The organism is Candidatus Kryptonium sp., from assembly GCA_025060635.1.
Lineage (GTDB): Bacteria > Bacteroidota > Ignavibacteria > Kryptoniales > Kryptoniaceae > Kryptonium.
In genome coordinates, this window is record JANXBN010000002.1 from 164,099 (window position 1) to 179,227 (window position 15,129).

Consider the following 15,129-nt stretch of genomic DNA (forward strand, 5'->3'; position numbering starts at 1 on the left):
AATTAAAACAAAATTCGTTTAAAATGAGAGAAATAACCATTGCACATAGCCCGGATTCAGATGACGCATTTATGTTCTATGCTTTAGTAAACAACAAAATTGATACCGGCGATCTAAAATTCATAAATATTTTAAACGATATTGAAACTTTGAACCGGAAGGCTTTTGAAGGTGCTTACGATGTGACGGCGATATCCTTTCATGCTTATGCTTATGTTTCAGATAAATATATGCTTCTTCCGTGCGGTGCGAGCATGGGGATTGGTTATGGACCAATTTTGGTTTCAAAAAAGCAATTTGAATTAAATGATTTAAAGAAATTAACAGTTGCGGTTCCAGGGACATTAACAAGTGCTTTTTTGGTATTGAAAATTTTTGAGCCAGATGTTAAGTATAAAGTGGTTCAGTTTGATAAAATAATAGATGCTGTTTTGAACGATGAGGTCTCTGCTGGGCTTTTGATTCATGAAGGGCAATTGACATATTCAAAATCTGGTCTTGTTAAAATAATTGATCTCGGCGAATGGTGGTATAAAGAAACTGGTTTGCCACTTCCTTTGGGAGGGAATGCCGTAAGGAAAGGCCTTGATGAGCAGTTGATCAAGCGAATTTCAAAATATCTTTATGAAAGTATAAAATTTGCACTTGAAAATAGAGCCCAAGCGCTTGGATACGCATTACAATTTGCAAGGGGAATGGACGATAATCTTGCAGATAAATTTGTTGGAATGTATGTAAACGAATTGACGCTTGATTATGGCGAAAGCGGAAGAAGAGCAGTTCAATTGTTTCTTGACATCGGCTTTGAAAGGGGATTGATACCGAGAAAAGTCAAAGTTGAATTCGCAGATTAACAAAATTTGGTTGATAAATGATTGAAAAGTTGAAAAAATTAGCTGAAAAAAATCCCAAAACTATAATTGGGTTGATGTCAGGAACATCGGCAGATGGAGTTGATGTCGCAGTGATAGAAGTTTTAAACAGTGGACGACAAACAAAGGTAAAAACCATTGGCTGGCGAACATTTGATTTTGAAAGCGATCTAAAAAATATGATCTTAAGAAATTCACAACCTGAATCAAGCAGGGTTGATGAAATTTGTAGGTTAAACTTTTTGCTTGCTCATGTTTACGCTGATTCAATCTTCAAGACTCTTGATGATCTTGGAATGAAAATAACCGATGTTGATCTAATAGGTTCGCATGGTCAGACGGTACAGCATTTGCCTGTTGGGGTTGAAATGTTTGGTTATAAGGTCAAAGCGACGCTTCAAATAGGTGATCCTGGGGTTATCGCTAAGTTAACGGGGGTTCCAACTGTTGGAAACTTTAGGGTCGGGGATGTGGCTTTAGGTGGGGAAGGTGCTCCGCTCGTTCCTTATTTTGATTATCTTGTCTTCTCTTCAAGTGATTTAAATAGATTAGTTCTTAACATTGGAGGAATTGCCAATTTTACAATTTTGAAAAGAAATTGCGATGTTGAAGATGTGGTTGCTTTTGATACTGGACCTGGAAATATGGTCGTTGATGCCCTTGTAAGGATATTTTTCAATCGTGATTACGACAAAGATGGAGAGATTGCAAGAAGTGGAAAGGTTTCGGATGATTTGCTTCAAAAGATGATGGAGCATCCGTTCATCACAAAAAAACCACCGAAATCAACGGGGCGGGAGGAATTTGGATCATCTTTTGTCAGTCAAGTTTTAAAATGGGGGGCGGAACTTTCGCTTTCACCTGCTGATATAATCGCAACCGCAACTGAGTTCACCGTCTATGCGATATTTAAAAATTATGAGCTCTTCATAAAACCAAATACCGAGATAAACGAAGTAATTGTAAGCGGTGGCGGAGCAAAAAATAAATTTATGCTTAACTCGTTAGAGAAATACTTCAAAGTCCCAGTTCGTATAACTGATGAGTTTGGAGTTTCATCGGATGCCAAGGAAGCAATTTGCTTCGCTGTTTTTGCAAATGAGACAGTGATGGGTAATCCAATTAACATAACTTCGGTCACCGGCGCAAGAAGTAGAACGGTTCTTGGAGGAATTTATTTTTAAAATTTTAACTCAGAAAAACGCTTTTTCCCGAGGACGAAGTGCTCTATCACGATGCTTCCTTTAAAGATGAGGTTGTTATCTATTTTTCTCATTTTTATGTTTTTGCGGTTTTCAATTCTCTTTTTTATCCATTTGTGTTGCTTAAGCCAAAAGTCAAGGTGTGCTTTGAATACTGCGATGAAATCGCCAAAGTTCCCTTTAAAGAGGAAAACGAAAGCTGATAATATGTCAAATAAAAGACGCAATGGGATTACGAAAAGAAGCTCAATAAGTGCTAAGTTTTTCTCAAGCATTATCAAACTATTCCTGTAATTGAAAAAAGTTTTCTTTGGGTTTGTTTTCGGCAAAGTCCCACCGCCTACATGGTAAACGACGCTTTGGGGAATGCAAAAGATTTTATATCCGTGAAGGTTCGCTCTCCAACAGAGATCAATTTCTTCCATATGGGCAAAAAAATCTTCATCAAGGAAGCCAATTTCATCAAGAAATTTTTTTCTGATCACCATACAAGCACCAGTTGCCCAAAAAACTTGTTTTATTTCGTCATATTGTCCAAGATCTTCTTCACAATAATTAAAAATTCTTCCGCGGCAGAATGGATAGCCAAGTTTATCTATGAAACCACCACTTGCTCCTGCGTATTCAAATCGGTTTCTTTCAAAATAAGATAAAAGCTTGGGTTGGCAAGCAAATACATCTTTGTTTTCTTCCATAAAGTTTATGATCGGATTCAACCAATTAGGGGTGACTTCAATATCTGAGTTTAGAAGCACGACATATTCTCCACTTGCAAATTTAACAGCCCTGTTGTATCCTCCGCAAAAGCCGTAATTTTTATCAAAAGTTATAAGTTTTACATTTTTGAAATTTTCTTTAACGAAATTGGCACTTCCATCTGTTGAGCCGTTGTCGGCGACGATGACCTCAAGATTAGGATAATTCGTTTGTATGACCGTTGGCAGAAATTCTGCGAGGAAATGCTTCGTGTTCCAATTTAGTATGATTACGCTTACCTTCGGCTGGGACATCAAGTGAAGTTTTTAATAAAATTTAAATCAAGCGCACTGTAAAAACAAAATTGTTATTTATCCGCAGTTTGATTAAATTTAATCCGTGATGAAAAACTTTTTTCGCTACATAGCTTTCTGGATTTTTCAAGTGAAAAATTTTCCGGGAAGAAACACATTAAGAAAAATTATGGAAGCAAATTTGAAGGGAAGCTGTGTGTTTTGTAAAATTGTGAGAGGCGCGGAGAGAGCCGAAATTCTTTACGAAAATGAACATGCGCTTTCAATTCTTGATATCAATCCGATTAATTTTGGACATGCACTTGTAATTCCAAAAGAGCATTATGAAAACTTTTTATCTTTGCCCGAGGAAATATACTTTGATCTTTTAAAGGCTGTTAAAATTGTTTCGCAAGCGATCATGGATTCAATAGAGCCGAAACCTGAGGGATTTAATATCTTATCAAACAATGGCTTTGTCGCTGGGCAAAGAATATTCCATTTTCATTTTCATATAATCCCAAGGTATTCTGGCGATGGATTGAAGTATAAACCTGTCGTAAAAAGATACGCAAAGGGCGAGTTTGAAAGATATGCGAGTTTAATAAGACAAAAAATAAATGAAACCAAAATTCAAGTAACTTAGCAGGAGGTAAAAAGTTATGCCATACGAAAGATTAGTGCCACCTTCAGAAGGAGAAAAAATAACAGTCAAAGACGGAAAATTACATGTGCCAGATAATCCAATAATTCCGTTTATTGAGGGAGACGGGACAGGACCTGATATATGGAGAGCTGCTCAAATGGTATTTGACGCCGCAGTTGAAAAGGCATATGGAGGGAGAAGAAAAGTCGTATGGTTTGAAATCTACGCTGGTGAAAAAGCAAATAAAGTTTACAATCGCGAGATATGGCTTCCAGATGATACGCTTGAAGCAATCAAAGAACATATAATTGCTATCAAAGGACCTCTGACAACACCAGTTGGAGGAGGAATTAGAAGTTTAAATGTCACATTAAGACAAGTTCTTGATCTATATGCGTGCGTCAGACCTGTTAAGTATTATGAAGGTGTTCCAAGCCCGATGAAACGACCTCAGGATGTTAATGTGGTTATTTTCAGAGAGAATACCGAAGATGTCTATGCTGGGATTGAATGGAAAATGGGATCAGCTGAAGCTTTGAAGATGATTGATATACTTGATAGGGAGTTTGGGATCAAGGTTAGGAGAGATTCTGGTATCGGTGTTAAGCCGATGTCGGAATTTGGTTCAAAGCGACTTGTCAGAAAGGCGATAAAATACGCAATTGAAAATGGACGAAGGAGCGTAACACTTGTTCACAAAGGAAATATAATGAAGTTTACAGAAGGTGCTTTTCGTGAATGGGGATACCAAGTTGCGCTTGAAGAGTTCAGAGAATATGTTATAACTGAAGACGAACTAAACAAAGATTACGGAGGGAAACAGCCAGATAGCAAAATCGTTATCAAAGATAGAATTGCTGATAATATGTTTCAACAGTTGATCACAAGACCGGCTGAATATGATGTCATAGCAACGCCGAATCTAAATGGAGATTACCTTTCGGATGCCGCAGCTGCGCTTGTTGGAGGACTTGGGATTGCGCCTGGTGGAAACATAAGTGATTTTTACGCTGTATTTGAAGCAACTCATGGAACTGCACCTAAATACGCAGGACTTGATAAGGTGAATCCAGGTTCCGTTATTCTTTCTGGCGTTATGATGTTTGAATACATTGGATGGAAAGAGGCAGCTAAATTGATTGAATATGGATTGGAAGAAACGATAAAGCAAAAATATGTCACATATGATTTCGCAAGGCAGATGGAAGGAGCTATTGAAGTTAAGACAAGTGAATTTGCTCAAAAGATGGTTGAAAACATGATGAAGTGCGATTTAGAGGAAGTTTTATCAGCGAAGTGATAAAATAATTGGTGGCCAAATTTGAAGGATATAATTTTGCGAGCTGAAAACATACATAAAATCTTTTGGCTCGGTAAAAATGTTAAAATTCATGTCTTGAAAGGTATAGATCTTGAAATTGAAAGAGGAGAAGTGGTTGCGGTGGTAGGTGCTTCTGGAGCTGGGAAGAGCACACTTCTTCATATTCTTGGAGCTCTGGACAGACCAACCGATGGAAAGGTTTTCGTTAACGGAGTTGATGTTTTCCAAATGAACGATGTTGAACTGGCTAAATTTAGGAATAAAAAAATTGGTTTTGTGTTTCAGTTTCATCATCTTTTGCCGGAATTCACCGCAATTGAAAATGTTGCAATGCCAGCAATGATAGCAGGTAAAAGGTTTGAAGAAGTTAAAGGCAGGGCTTATGAGCTTTTAAAGGAGGTCGGTCTTGCAGATAGAATAGAACATAAGCCATCAGAGTTGTCCGGTGGTGAACAGCAAAGGGTTGCTGTTGCGCGAGCATTGATGAATTCTCCTGAGATAGTTCTTGCGGATGAACCATCAGGAAACCTTGATAGTAAAAACGCAGAAGCACTTCATGATTTAATTTTTGAACTTAATGAAAAACATGGTCAAACATTTATAATTGCAACGCACAACGAAAAACTTGCAGAAAGAGCCGATAGAATTGTGAAAATAGTTGATGGAAAAATACAAGAAGTCGTGACAGCAAAATAAAATTCAAAACAAAAAGATAAGAACAATGAAAAAGGAAGTTAAAATCGTTCTCGCTGGTTTGACAGCTCTTGGAGTTGGACTTGCGGTCGGATATATGATCGCAAACTGGTTGATTAACGATTTGATGAAAGAAATATCGGTTGATTTAGATGAGGAAGAGGTAGCAAGCGAGCTTCATCAACAGGTGGAGGAGGAATCGTAAAAATTGAGATTTGAAAATTTGCGGTGTTTAGATTTGAACTCGTAGCAGTTGATACGAAAAGTTCCGCACGCGCTGGGTTGATCTACACCGATCATGGTGTCGTTGAGACGCCAGTTTTCATGCCTGTCGGCACTCAAGGAACTGTTAAGGCAGTTGAACAGAGAGAATTGATTGAAATAGGTGCGAAGTTAATACTTGGAAACACATACCATCTTTATTTAAGACCTGGAACTGATGTTATCCTTAAAGCTGGAGGATTACATAGGTTTATAAGCTGGGAAAGAGGAATTTTAACTGATAGTGGAGGATTTCAAATTTTTAGTCTGGCTCAGTTCAGAAAAATTTCAAAGGATGGGGTGAAATTTCAATCTCATATTGATGGTTCGTATCATTTTTTTACTCCTGAAAGCGTTGTTGAGATTCAACGAATACTTGGTTCAGATATAATGATGTGTCTTGACGAGTGCACACCTTATCCGTGTGATTACGATTATGCCTTAAAATCAAATCAACTAACAATTGAATGGGCAAAAAGAGCAAGAGAAAAATTTGACAAAACGCAACCACTTTATGGACATAGTCAGGCAATCTTTGGGATCGTTCAAGGAAGTGTCTATCCAGAAATAAGAGCTAATAGTGTTGAAGAACTTTTAAAACTTGATTTTCATGGTTATGCTATAGGTGGGCTTGCGGTTGGTGAACCTGTTGATATAATGTATCAGATAACTGAGTTTACAGCTTCGCTTTTACCTTGGGATAAACCGAGATATCTTATGGGCGTGGGAACGCCTGAAAACATACTTGAGTCAATCTCTCGGGGGGTTGATATGTTTGATTGCGTGATACCGACGCGAAATGGAAGAAATGCAACACTTTACACAAGGAATGGGAAATTCAGCATAAAAAACTCAATTTACAAAGACGACTTCACGCCTGTTGATCCTGAATGCGATTGTTATACTTGCAAAAACTTCACGAGAGCCTACCTCCGTCATCTTTTTAACGCTGATGAAATACTTGCGCTTCAACTTGCCTCAATTCATAACCTTGCTTTTTATCTTTGGCTCGTCAAGGAAGCAAGAAATCATATCATAAAAGGGGATTTTTTTGAGTGGAAAGAAAGCCTAATCAAGCGAATGCGTGAAGGTGTAAAAGTTGAAAAATAACCTTTAAGTGAGATGATGAATGTTGCGACATGCTAAAATGAAAATTTGTGGCTATTTTGACCTCCAAGACTTACAAAAATTAAAAAAATTTAAAAATTTTTTGTTTGGCATAAAAGTTGTGATAACTTATTTTGCGTTTTTGCTGATAAGTTGAAAAATTAAATTATAGGTGCAAAAATGAAACTAAAAGCAACGGCTTTATTAATTCTTTTGATTTTACCACTCGTTCTTTTAGCTCAACCAAAGGCGTATATCAAAATTGAAGGTATGTCTCCATATCGCCTCCAGCAGGAAAGGGGCATTACAAATCTTGATTCCATATCAACTGGGCTTTCCGTTGTTGGTACTGGAACTGTGGTATGGCTTTCTGGATGGGATGTTTCTGGAGATACTACTTTTAAAGTAGCGTCATCATATTCGTGGTCGCTTATAGGCAAACCAACAGGTTCTAATGCTGTTCTTTCAAGCACAAATACGCAATGGACAACTTTCGTGCCCGATGTTAAAGGAACATATCAAATAAGACTTGTAGCGGGTGGAGATGACACAACAATCACAATTATAGCAGCTGACTATACTGGGGTTAATTGGAAAGATATTTCTGGAGCAGCTCTTAACTGTGCAACCTGCCATAAGAGCGCAACTCCTGAAATTTACTCAAAGTGGAAGTCATCAAAGCATGCGACTATGTTTGAGCGTGCAATGAATGGTCAGGTTGTCCCGACTGTTTGGACTCCAGAAAGATGTGGAAGATGTCATACAACTGGCTATAATACCATGGCAAATAACAAAGGGTATGATGATGTCGCAAGACAAGTTGGATTTGACTGGAGTCAATGGAGACCACCAAGGCCAGGTTTATATGATTCATTACTAACAACTGATAAAAAAGGATTGAGCTTAGTTGCGACAATCGGTTGCGAAAGCTGTCATGGTCCGTATAATCCATCTCACTTTGGAGCAGGAACTCAGCCTGAAACGATGAGTTCGGAAGTTTGTGCACAATGTCACAATCAACCATGGAGATATAATGAGTATGTCCAGTGGGAATATTCAGGACACTCACGTGGACCATGGTCAACTACATTTAGAACTTCACCTGCTGGACCAATTCAACCAGGACAATACAATCTTAACGCTTGTGTCCGTTGCCATGATGGCGCTGCGTTTGTAAGTTTTGTCAGAAACGAATCTTTTGATAACAGAGCAGCAACAGGTTATAGCAGAATTAAACTCACATCTATAACTTGCCAAACCTGCCACGATCCACACTCAGGTGAATTAAGAGAAGCTCCAGTATCAGCAGACACGCTTGGTAACGGATTTAATTATTCGCAAATTAACCTTGGTAAAGGAAAGATTTGCTTTAATTGCCACAAATATCGCAGAGGCGCATTAACTTATGTTAATACAACAGCTTTAAGTGGCACTTGGGGTCCACACTACAGGGGTGCAGCAGATGTTTACCTTGGTCAAAATGGTTATACTTGGGGTGAAACAGTTCCAAGCAGTGTTGCTCACCGTCTCATTGAAAATTCTTGTGTCGGTTGCCATATGTCAGCAACCCCAGACACAGGACATGTTGCAAGAGATAAAATTGGTGGACATACTTGGAAAATGACATATATAGCTCCTGATGGTAAAAGATATGATAACATTACTGGATGTGTGCAATGCCACACTGGAATCACGAAATTTGATGATATCATGGCAGGTTATGATTATGATATGGATGGTACGCTTGAACCATTTACCAAGGAAGTTGAAGGTCTTACTGAAATGCTTGCAAGAGCACTTCCGCCAAGAGGACAACCTACGGTTGATTGGGCACAGATAAGAACTGATCCCGACTCCGTTAGACTGAAGCAAGCTTTCTGGAACTATTTGTATGTCTATAGAGATAGAAGCTATGGTATCCACAATCCGAAGTATGTCGTGAGATTATTACAACTTTCAATAAGCAAATTAACAGGCATTGAATTCCCAACACCAGATATGCCTGTTAAGTTTGAACTATATCAAAACTATCCAAACCCATTCAACCCAAGCACAAAGATTGGATTTGCTTTGCCGAAAGATGCGAGAGTTAAACTTGAAGTATTTAATGCTCTTGGTGAAAGAATCGCTGTCTTGAAAGATGAATACATGAGGGCTGGTGTTCATACCGTTGAATTCAACGCGAGAGGACTTGCAAGTGGAGTTTACTTCTATAGATTAACGGCTGATGATTTCGTCGCGACGAAGAAGATGTTGTTGATCAAGTAATGAAGTCGTAAAGGTTGAAAGTGAAAGGGCAGGCAGTATGCCTGCCCTTTTTTTATTCCCAATTTCTTATCCCAGCGTCATCAATTATTGTTTTTACCAACTTTGGTAACTCAGGTTTTGATTCTTTAATTTTAAATGCTTTTGAAAGTCGCTCCTTCGCTATTTTTATGACATCATCTCTATCTGTGTAAAAAACAGCAATTTGTTCCCCAGATTCAACTTTGTCTCCGACCTTCTTTTTTAAAACGATCCCAGCTTTTGGATCAATAATATCATCTACTTTTGTTCTTCCAGCTCCGAGCATAACCGAGACCAGCCCAATTTCCAAGGCGTCAATTTCATAGATATAACCATCAAACATGCTTTTAATTTCAATTGAATGCTTGGGAAGCGGATATTTTTCGGGATTTTCAATATAGCTTGTATCTCCACCTTGTTTTTTTACAAGTTGAATAAATTTTTCATAAGCTTCGCCTGAATGAACTGCTTTTTTAGCAATTTTTATTCCATCTTCTATAGAATTCGCTTTTCCACCAAGCATTATCATAGCTCCAGCGAGAACATAGGTGACATACATCAGGTCTGGTACATCATAACCGCGTAGACACTGAATTGATTCAACAACTTCAAGCCAGTTTCCAACTGCATATCCAAGTGGTTGGTTCATATCCGTTATAAACGCAATTACTTTTTTACCAAAGTTTTTCCCTATTGTGAAGAGAGTTTGCGCAAGTTGAAGAGATTTTTCATATTCCTGCATGAAAGCTCCTTGCCCCGTTTTCACATCAAGGACAAGAGCATCAATCCCTTCAGCAAGCTTTTTGCTCATTATGCTTGCTGAAATCAAAGGTATTGATTCAACAGTTGCTGTAACATCACGAAGGGCGTAAATTTTCTTATCTGCAGGTGCAATTTCTTTTGTTTGACCTATCATGACAAGACCAATTTCAGAAATAACTCTTTTATATTCGTCAATGGAAAGATTTGTCCTAAAGCCAGGGATTGACTCCAATTTGTCAAGAGTTCCACCTGTATGACCAAGTCCGCGACCCGAAATCATCGGCACAGGAATACCTACCGACGCGACAATCGGCGCAAGAATTAGCGAGACCTTATCACCAACTCCGCCAGTTGAATGCTTATCAACCTTTATACCTGGGACATCTGATAAATCAACAACCTGTCCAGAGTTTAACATTATTTCAGTAAGATAAGTTGTCTCTTCAAAATCCATTCCTTGAAAATATACCGCCATCAAAAAAGCGGACATTTGATAATCGGGAATTGTTCCATTTAAATAGCCATTAACGATGAATAAAATTTCATCTCGTGTTAATCTTTTACCATCTCTTTTTCTGCGGATGATTTCCTGAGGTAGCATTTTTGGTATGAATTTGTTTTTAAATTTTTTGGAGTATTTCAATTGCTATATGATACTTTTTAAATGGTGGGAGAAGATAAACTCCTTGAACAAGTGATTTCGCCTCTTTTAAAAATTGTGCTGAGATTTCAATCCCTATTTTCCCAGCATCATCACGGGCAAGGAAAAGTTTCTCGCGAACCCAATCTGGAATGTTGATTCCAGGAACCTCGTTATGGAGAAACTCGGCGTGTTTATAGCTTCTCAAAGGTAAAATTCCAAGCATTACGGGAATTTTTAAATGTTCAATTTTTTTCATAAAAAGTTCAAGTGTTTTCATTTCATATAATGGCTGTGTGAATACAATTTGAGCACCTGCCTCAACTTTTTGTTCAAGTCGCGAAATTTCATAATCAAGATTTTGACTTGTTGGATTTGTTGCACATGCTATTAAAAAATTCGTTGGCTCATTGATTGTATTTCCCATTGCGTCCAGACCGTGGTTCATGTTTTTCAAAATTTTTATAAGCCCAATTGAGTCAACATCTAAAACGGTTGTGGCATGTGGGAAATCACCTATTTTTGCGGGATCTCCAGTTATGGCAAGTATGTTTTTTATCCCGAGAGCCCACGCTCCAAGAAGCAACCCTTGTAATCCGATCAAGTTTCTGTCTCTACAGGCGATGTGAGTGATGGTTTCAATTTCAGCTTTCGTTTGGACAAGATGAGATATTGCAACAGGATCCATTCTAAATCTTGCTCTTGCTCCATCTGTTATGTTTACTGCGTCAATTCCATTTTGCTTTAAATACTTCGCTCCTTCAATCACAGAACTCATATCAAGCCCGCGCGGGATATCAAGTTCAACAGTCGTTAAAAATTTTTTCCCGATCTTTTTTGAAAATTCGGAAATTCTATCTTCTGATATTATCTCTTGCGCTTTGAGCTCGTTTATATATTGTGCTTTCTCGCTATCAGATTCTTTTATTTTTATGTTAATTTTTGCTCTTTTCAATTTTAAATGGCTTACTGCATTCGCAATTGCTTTGATATGTGAAGGTGTTGAACCGCAACAAGCACCGATTATTTTAACTCCAGCTTCAACGAGTTGCTTGGCGTAGGTTGCAAGGTATTCGGGACTTGCATGATAAACGGAGCGTCCATCAACGAGAGTTGGAATTCCCGCAGCAGGTTGAGCAGAAAGAATTACATCATCTTGATACATTGCTTTTATAATTGAAAACATCCTCTGCGGTCCAACCGTGCAGTTTGAACCAACAACTGTTACACCTTTTTCTTTTATGTGTTTTACGACCTCAATCGGGAAATCTGTCGCAAGGATTGCCCCATCTTCTGGAAATGTCTTCTGCGCAATGATTGGGATTTCGTTAGATATTTCTTTTACTGCTTCAATTGCCGCATCAAGCTCGTTTAAGCTAACAAATGTCTCAAGGATTATAAGATCAACGCCTGATGAAATTAAAATTTCCGCTTGCTCTTTAAATACATCCTTGACCTGCTGAATTTTTATTTTTCCAAGCGGTTCAAGTAATTTTCCTGTTGGACCGATTGAGCCAGCAACATATACATTTTCCCCAGCAACCGACTTGGCTATTTCAACTCCAGATTTGTTAATTTCTTTAATTTTATCTTGAAGGTGATAAAACTCAAGCCGAAACCTATTCGCATCAAATGTATTTGTTTCAATTATTTCCGCTCCTGCTTCAATATATTCACGGTGGATCCTTGCAACTATATCGGGATTTAATATATTGTGGATACATCTCGGTTGCTCATGGTATTCATAAAGATCAAGCATTGTCCCCATTGCACCATCACAGATTATAGGTCTATCATCTTGTAATCTTTCCAGAAATGACCTTTTCATTTTTTTATAAAATTTATTTTACAGATCCACCTCCGCTTCTATCACACGCCAGAGTTGCTGACAGGGAAATTTATTATAGTAAAGTGATTTGCTAAGTATAATTGAATCAATCCCCCAGCTTTCAAACTCCATAAGTTTTTTCAAATCGTTGTATCCATTTAACTCACCTTCAGCGGTTATTTTTATGTTGGTTTTTTCAGCCAAATTTTTAAGTGCCTCAAAATTTAGCGTTTCATCTTCGTTAACATCATGATAAATGATCCTTTCAATTCCAAACTCCATTACTTCTTTTGCAATTTCTATCGCACTTAGATTAAAATCGGCCACATATCCATTTTTTGCTTCAATTAACAGTGCGATTCTCGTTGAGCTTAATTCGTTTACAATTTCCTTTAAAAGCTTAGGGGTTTTAAGTATCACGGCATCAAGTGCAATTCTTAAGGCGCCGCAATCAATCGCAAGTTTTATGTTTTCATAGTCTTTTAAGCCACCGCTTAACATTATTGGTATATCAACAGCATCAACGATTTTTTTTATGGTTTCAAGGTTTTGCAATTTTCCAGAAATTTTTGCATCAGTATCAACGACATATAAAGTTTTCGCATTTTCCTTCCTCCATATTTTCGCAACTTCTACAGGATCGTCTGGATAAGATTTTGGACTTTCTGGCAATCCTTGAATGATGCGCGCACATTTTCCACTCTTTATTTCAATTGTCGGTATTACAAGGATCATCTCATCTTTGCTCCTTAATTATGCTTGACTAAATTTATTGAAAATCGCCACCTTTTTCAAGGAAAAATCTTTTTAGAAAAGTTGTTTTAACATGGTGAAAACTTCATTGGGCTTTGAATAAGTAGCGCGAAATTTGACTTTTATTTTTCAAAGTATTAAATTAGGAGTGTATTTATCCTAATTTAAAAACAAACTTGGTGATCGTTAAAAATGTATAAGGCAATTTTTCTGTTTTTAGTTTTCATCACATCTTTTGTTTTCGGTCAAAACGCAATATTAAAAGGGGTAGTTAAGTTCGTCGGCGAAGCTCCAAAACCAAGGTTAATAAGTATGAAAGCCGACAGACAATGCGATGCACTTCATAGTGGCAAGCAGCTTCCAGCAGAAGATATCGTTGTTAACCAAAATAAAACATTAAAATGGGTTTTTGTGTATGTGAAGGAGGGAGTGAAAGGAAAATATAATCCACCTGCGGAGCCAGTTGTTCTTGATCAACAAGGTTGCTGGTATCATCCACATGTTTTTGGAATAATGGTTGGACAAAAGCTTGAGATAAGAAACAGCGATCCATTGCTTCATAATGTTCACGCAACACCGAAAAAGAATAAACCATTTAACATTGGACAGCCTGTAAAGGGGATGAAAAGTTATTATACTTTTACAACTCCTGAAATTATGGTTCCTTTCAAATGTGATGTTCATCCTTGGATGAGCGCATATGCGGGTGTTCTTGATCATCCGTTTTATTCGGTTACGAATGATAAAGGAGAATTTGAAATTAAAAATCTTCCGCCTGGAACATATATAATTGAAGCATGGCATGAGAAACTCGGGACGCAAACTCAAACAGTAACTGTGAAGGCGGGTGAAGTTAAAACGATTGAATTTACCTTTGAGAGAAAAAAATAAACTTAAGGGTTAAAAGTCATGTTTCAGCGACAAAGTAGGTTTCATGGTTTGTTGTTTATATTTTTCTTCGTTATTGGTATAATTGCGAGTATATGGGTAGTTATTAGAAACGGATGGTGGCTTCCAGAGCTTGCGTCGGATAGAGAAACGATTGATAAAATTTTCGTAACTATATTTATCATTGCGGGTATTTTATTTATTTTGAGCGAACTGGTCCTCTCTTACTTCGTTTTTAAGTACGCTGGTGAGCCAGGGCGTAAGGCTTTTTACCTTCCAGGAAACACGAAAAAAGAAATTTTATGGTCAATACTTCCAGGAACAATCGTTGTTATAATTCTTGAGATAAGCGCTGAATTTCTCGGCGGAGCTTCTATATGGGGAAAAATTCATGGTGAAGTTCCCAAAGATGCGTTTCTTGTTGAAATAACAGGAGAACAGTTTGCGTGGAGCATAAGATATCCAGGACCTGACGGTAAATTTGGAAAAACAGATCCAAAACTTATTTCATACGATAATCCATTAGGCATTGATATAAGCGATGAGTCAGCTAAAGATGATATAGTTTTTCCAGCAGGTCAAGGGGTTATGTATCTACCATTGAATCATCCTGTTGTCTTCCTAATAAAATCAAAAGATGTAATTCATAGCCCTTATTTGCCGAATTTTAGAGTTAAGCAGGATGCGGTTCCAGGGATGACCACAAGAACTTGGTTTATCCCGAAAAAAGAAGGTGAATTTGAACTTGCATGTGCCGAGCTATGTGGACTTGGACATTATAGAATGAAATTACCGGTTATAGTTGAACCGATGGAGAAAGTGCAAGAATGGTTAAGTCAACAAACACCGGCGGGCGACATTTATTATTAAAAAATTAATGG

The 15,129-nt window shown here is 37.8% G+C and carries 14 protein-coding genes; 10 read left to right on the forward strand and 4 right to left on the reverse strand.

The window, feature by feature from the left end:
- The first annotated feature begins 23 nt into the window (after window positions 1–23).
- On the forward strand, window positions 24–854 hold the full coding sequence (locus NZ923_05085; protein ID MCS7229391.1) for an ABC transporter substrate-binding protein: 831 nt from the start codon (window positions 24–26) through the stop codon (window positions 852–854).
- A gap of 17 nt (window positions 855–871) precedes the next feature.
- Window positions 872–2,056 carry an anhydro-N-acetylmuramic acid kinase gene (locus NZ923_05090; GenBank protein ID MCS7229392.1) on the forward strand — a complete coding sequence of 395 codons (1,185 nt, stop codon included), beginning with the start codon at window positions 872–874 and terminating at the stop codon, window positions 2,054–2,056.
- On the opposite strand, the gene NZ923_05095 is transcribed toward NZ923_05090, so the two are convergent.
- A complete protein-coding gene (locus NZ923_05095; protein MCS7229393.1) occupies window positions 2,053–3,084 on the reverse strand; it encodes a glycosyltransferase family 2 protein in 1,032 nt (343 codons plus the stop codon). The two genes, NZ923_05090 and NZ923_05095, sit on opposite strands and share 4 nt — an antisense overlap.
- Before the next feature lie 88 nt (window positions 3,085–3,172).
- On the opposite strand from NZ923_05095, the gene NZ923_05100 reads away from it, so the two are divergent.
- The 6 genes from NZ923_05100 to NZ923_05125 all read left to right on the forward strand — a co-directional run bounded on the left by NZ923_05100 (window position 3,173) and on the right by NZ923_05125 (window position 9,359).
- Window positions 3,173–3,709 (forward strand): HIT family protein, encoded by a 537-nt coding sequence (locus NZ923_05100; GenBank protein ID MCS7229394.1) that lies wholly within the window; start codon window positions 3,173–3,175, stop codon window positions 3,707–3,709.
- A gap of 16 nt (window positions 3,710–3,725) precedes the next feature.
- Window positions 3,726–5,009, forward strand: a complete 1,284-nt coding sequence (gene icd / locus NZ923_05105; protein ID MCS7229395.1) for an isocitrate dehydrogenase (NADP(+)) — start codon at window positions 3,726–3,728, stop codon at window positions 5,007–5,009.
- 30 nt (window positions 5,010–5,039) lie between these two features.
- A complete protein-coding gene (locus tag NZ923_05110; protein ID MCS7229396.1) occupies window positions 5,040–5,726 on the forward strand; it encodes an ABC transporter ATP-binding protein in 687 nt (228 codons plus the stop codon).
- Window positions 5,727–5,751: 25 nt separating this feature from the next.
- Window positions 5,752–5,928, forward strand: coding sequence for a hypothetical protein (locus NZ923_05115; protein MCS7229397.1), 177 nt, complete (start codon window positions 5,752–5,754; stop codon window positions 5,926–5,928).
- A 23-nt stretch (window positions 5,929–5,951) separates the two neighbouring features.
- Window positions 5,952–7,094, forward strand: a complete 1,143-nt coding sequence (gene tgt / locus NZ923_05120) for a tRNA guanosine(34) transglycosylase Tgt (GenBank protein MCS7229398.1) — start codon at window positions 5,952–5,954, stop codon at window positions 7,092–7,094.
- 177 nt (window positions 7,095–7,271) lie between these two features.
- On the forward strand, window positions 7,272–9,359 hold the full coding sequence (locus NZ923_05125) for a T9SS type A sorting domain-containing protein (protein ID MCS7229399.1): 2,088 nt from the start codon (window positions 7,272–7,274) through the stop codon (window positions 9,357–9,359).
- A 52-nt stretch (window positions 9,360–9,411) separates the two neighbouring features.
- Here the strand turns inward: NZ923_05125 and NZ923_05130 are convergent, their stop codons facing one another.
- From NZ923_05130 to NZ923_05140, 3 genes are read right to left on the reverse strand one after another with little or no spacing between them, the layout of a single operon-like run.
- Window positions 9,412–10,740, reverse strand: a complete 1,329-nt coding sequence (locus NZ923_05130; protein ID MCS7229400.1) for a thymidine phosphorylase — start codon at window positions 10,738–10,740, stop codon at window positions 9,412–9,414.
- Between the two features lie 19 nt (window positions 10,741–10,759).
- Window positions 10,760–12,607 (reverse strand): bifunctional homocysteine S-methyltransferase/methylenetetrahydrofolate reductase, encoded by a 1,848-nt coding sequence (locus NZ923_05135; GenBank protein MCS7229401.1) that lies wholly within the window; start codon window positions 12,605–12,607, stop codon window positions 10,760–10,762.
- 18 nt (window positions 12,608–12,625) lie between these two features.
- On the reverse strand, window positions 12,626–13,342 hold the full coding sequence (locus NZ923_05140; protein ID MCS7229402.1) for a HisA/HisF-related TIM barrel protein: 717 nt from the start codon (window positions 13,340–13,342) through the stop codon (window positions 12,626–12,628).
- A 210-nt stretch (window positions 13,343–13,552) separates the two neighbouring features.
- Between NZ923_05140 and NZ923_05145 the strand changes: the two genes are divergently transcribed.
- Window positions 13,553–14,251, forward strand: coding sequence for a carboxypeptidase regulatory-like domain-containing protein (locus NZ923_05145; protein MCS7229403.1), 699 nt, complete (start codon window positions 13,553–13,555; stop codon window positions 14,249–14,251).
- Window positions 14,252–14,269: 18 nt separating this feature from the next.
- Entirely contained in the window at window positions 14,270–15,118 is an 849-nt protein-coding gene (locus NZ923_05150; GenBank protein ID MCS7229404.1) for a cytochrome c oxidase subunit II, read from the forward strand.
- Window positions 15,119–15,129 lie beyond the last annotated feature (11 nt).

Bases quoted from the DNA above. Each gene is read 5' to 3' on its own strand.
- NZ923_05085 (MCS7229391.1), top strand. From the start codon at position 24: ATGAGAGAAATAACCATTGCACATAGCCCGGATTCAGATGACGCATTT.
- NZ923_05090 (MCS7229392.1), top strand. From the start codon at position 872: ATGATTGAAAAGTTGAAAAAATTAGCTGAAAAAAATCCCAAAACTATA.
- NZ923_05095 (MCS7229393.1), bottom strand. From the start codon at position 3,084: ATGTCCCAGCCGAAGGTAAGCGTAATCATACTAAATTGGAACACGAAG.
- NZ923_05100 (MCS7229394.1), top strand. From the start codon at position 3,173: ATGAAAAACTTTTTTCGCTACATAGCTTTCTGGATTTTTCAAGTGAAA.
- icd (MCS7229395.1), top strand. From the start codon at position 3,726: ATGCCATACGAAAGATTAGTGCCACCTTCAGAAGGAGAAAAAATAACA.
- NZ923_05115 (MCS7229397.1), top strand. From the start codon at position 5,752: ATGAAAAAGGAAGTTAAAATCGTTCTCGCTGGTTTGACAGCTCTTGGA.
- NZ923_05125 (MCS7229399.1), top strand. From the start codon at position 7,272: ATGAAACTAAAAGCAACGGCTTTATTAATTCTTTTGATTTTACCACTC.
- NZ923_05130 (MCS7229400.1), bottom strand. From the start codon at position 10,740: ATGCTACCTCAGGAAATCATCCGCAGAAAAAGAGATGGTAAAAGATTA.
- NZ923_05135 (MCS7229401.1), bottom strand. From the start codon at position 12,607: ATGAAAAGGTCATTTCTGGAAAGATTACAAGATGATAGACCTATAATC.
- NZ923_05140 (MCS7229402.1), bottom strand. From the start codon at position 13,342: ATGATCCTTGTAATACCGACAATTGAAATAAAGAGTGGAAAATGTGCG.
- NZ923_05145 (MCS7229403.1), top strand. From the start codon at position 13,553: ATGTATAAGGCAATTTTTCTGTTTTTAGTTTTCATCACATCTTTTGTT.
- NZ923_05150 (MCS7229404.1), top strand. From the start codon at position 14,270: ATGTTTCAGCGACAAAGTAGGTTTCATGGTTTGTTGTTTATATTTTTC.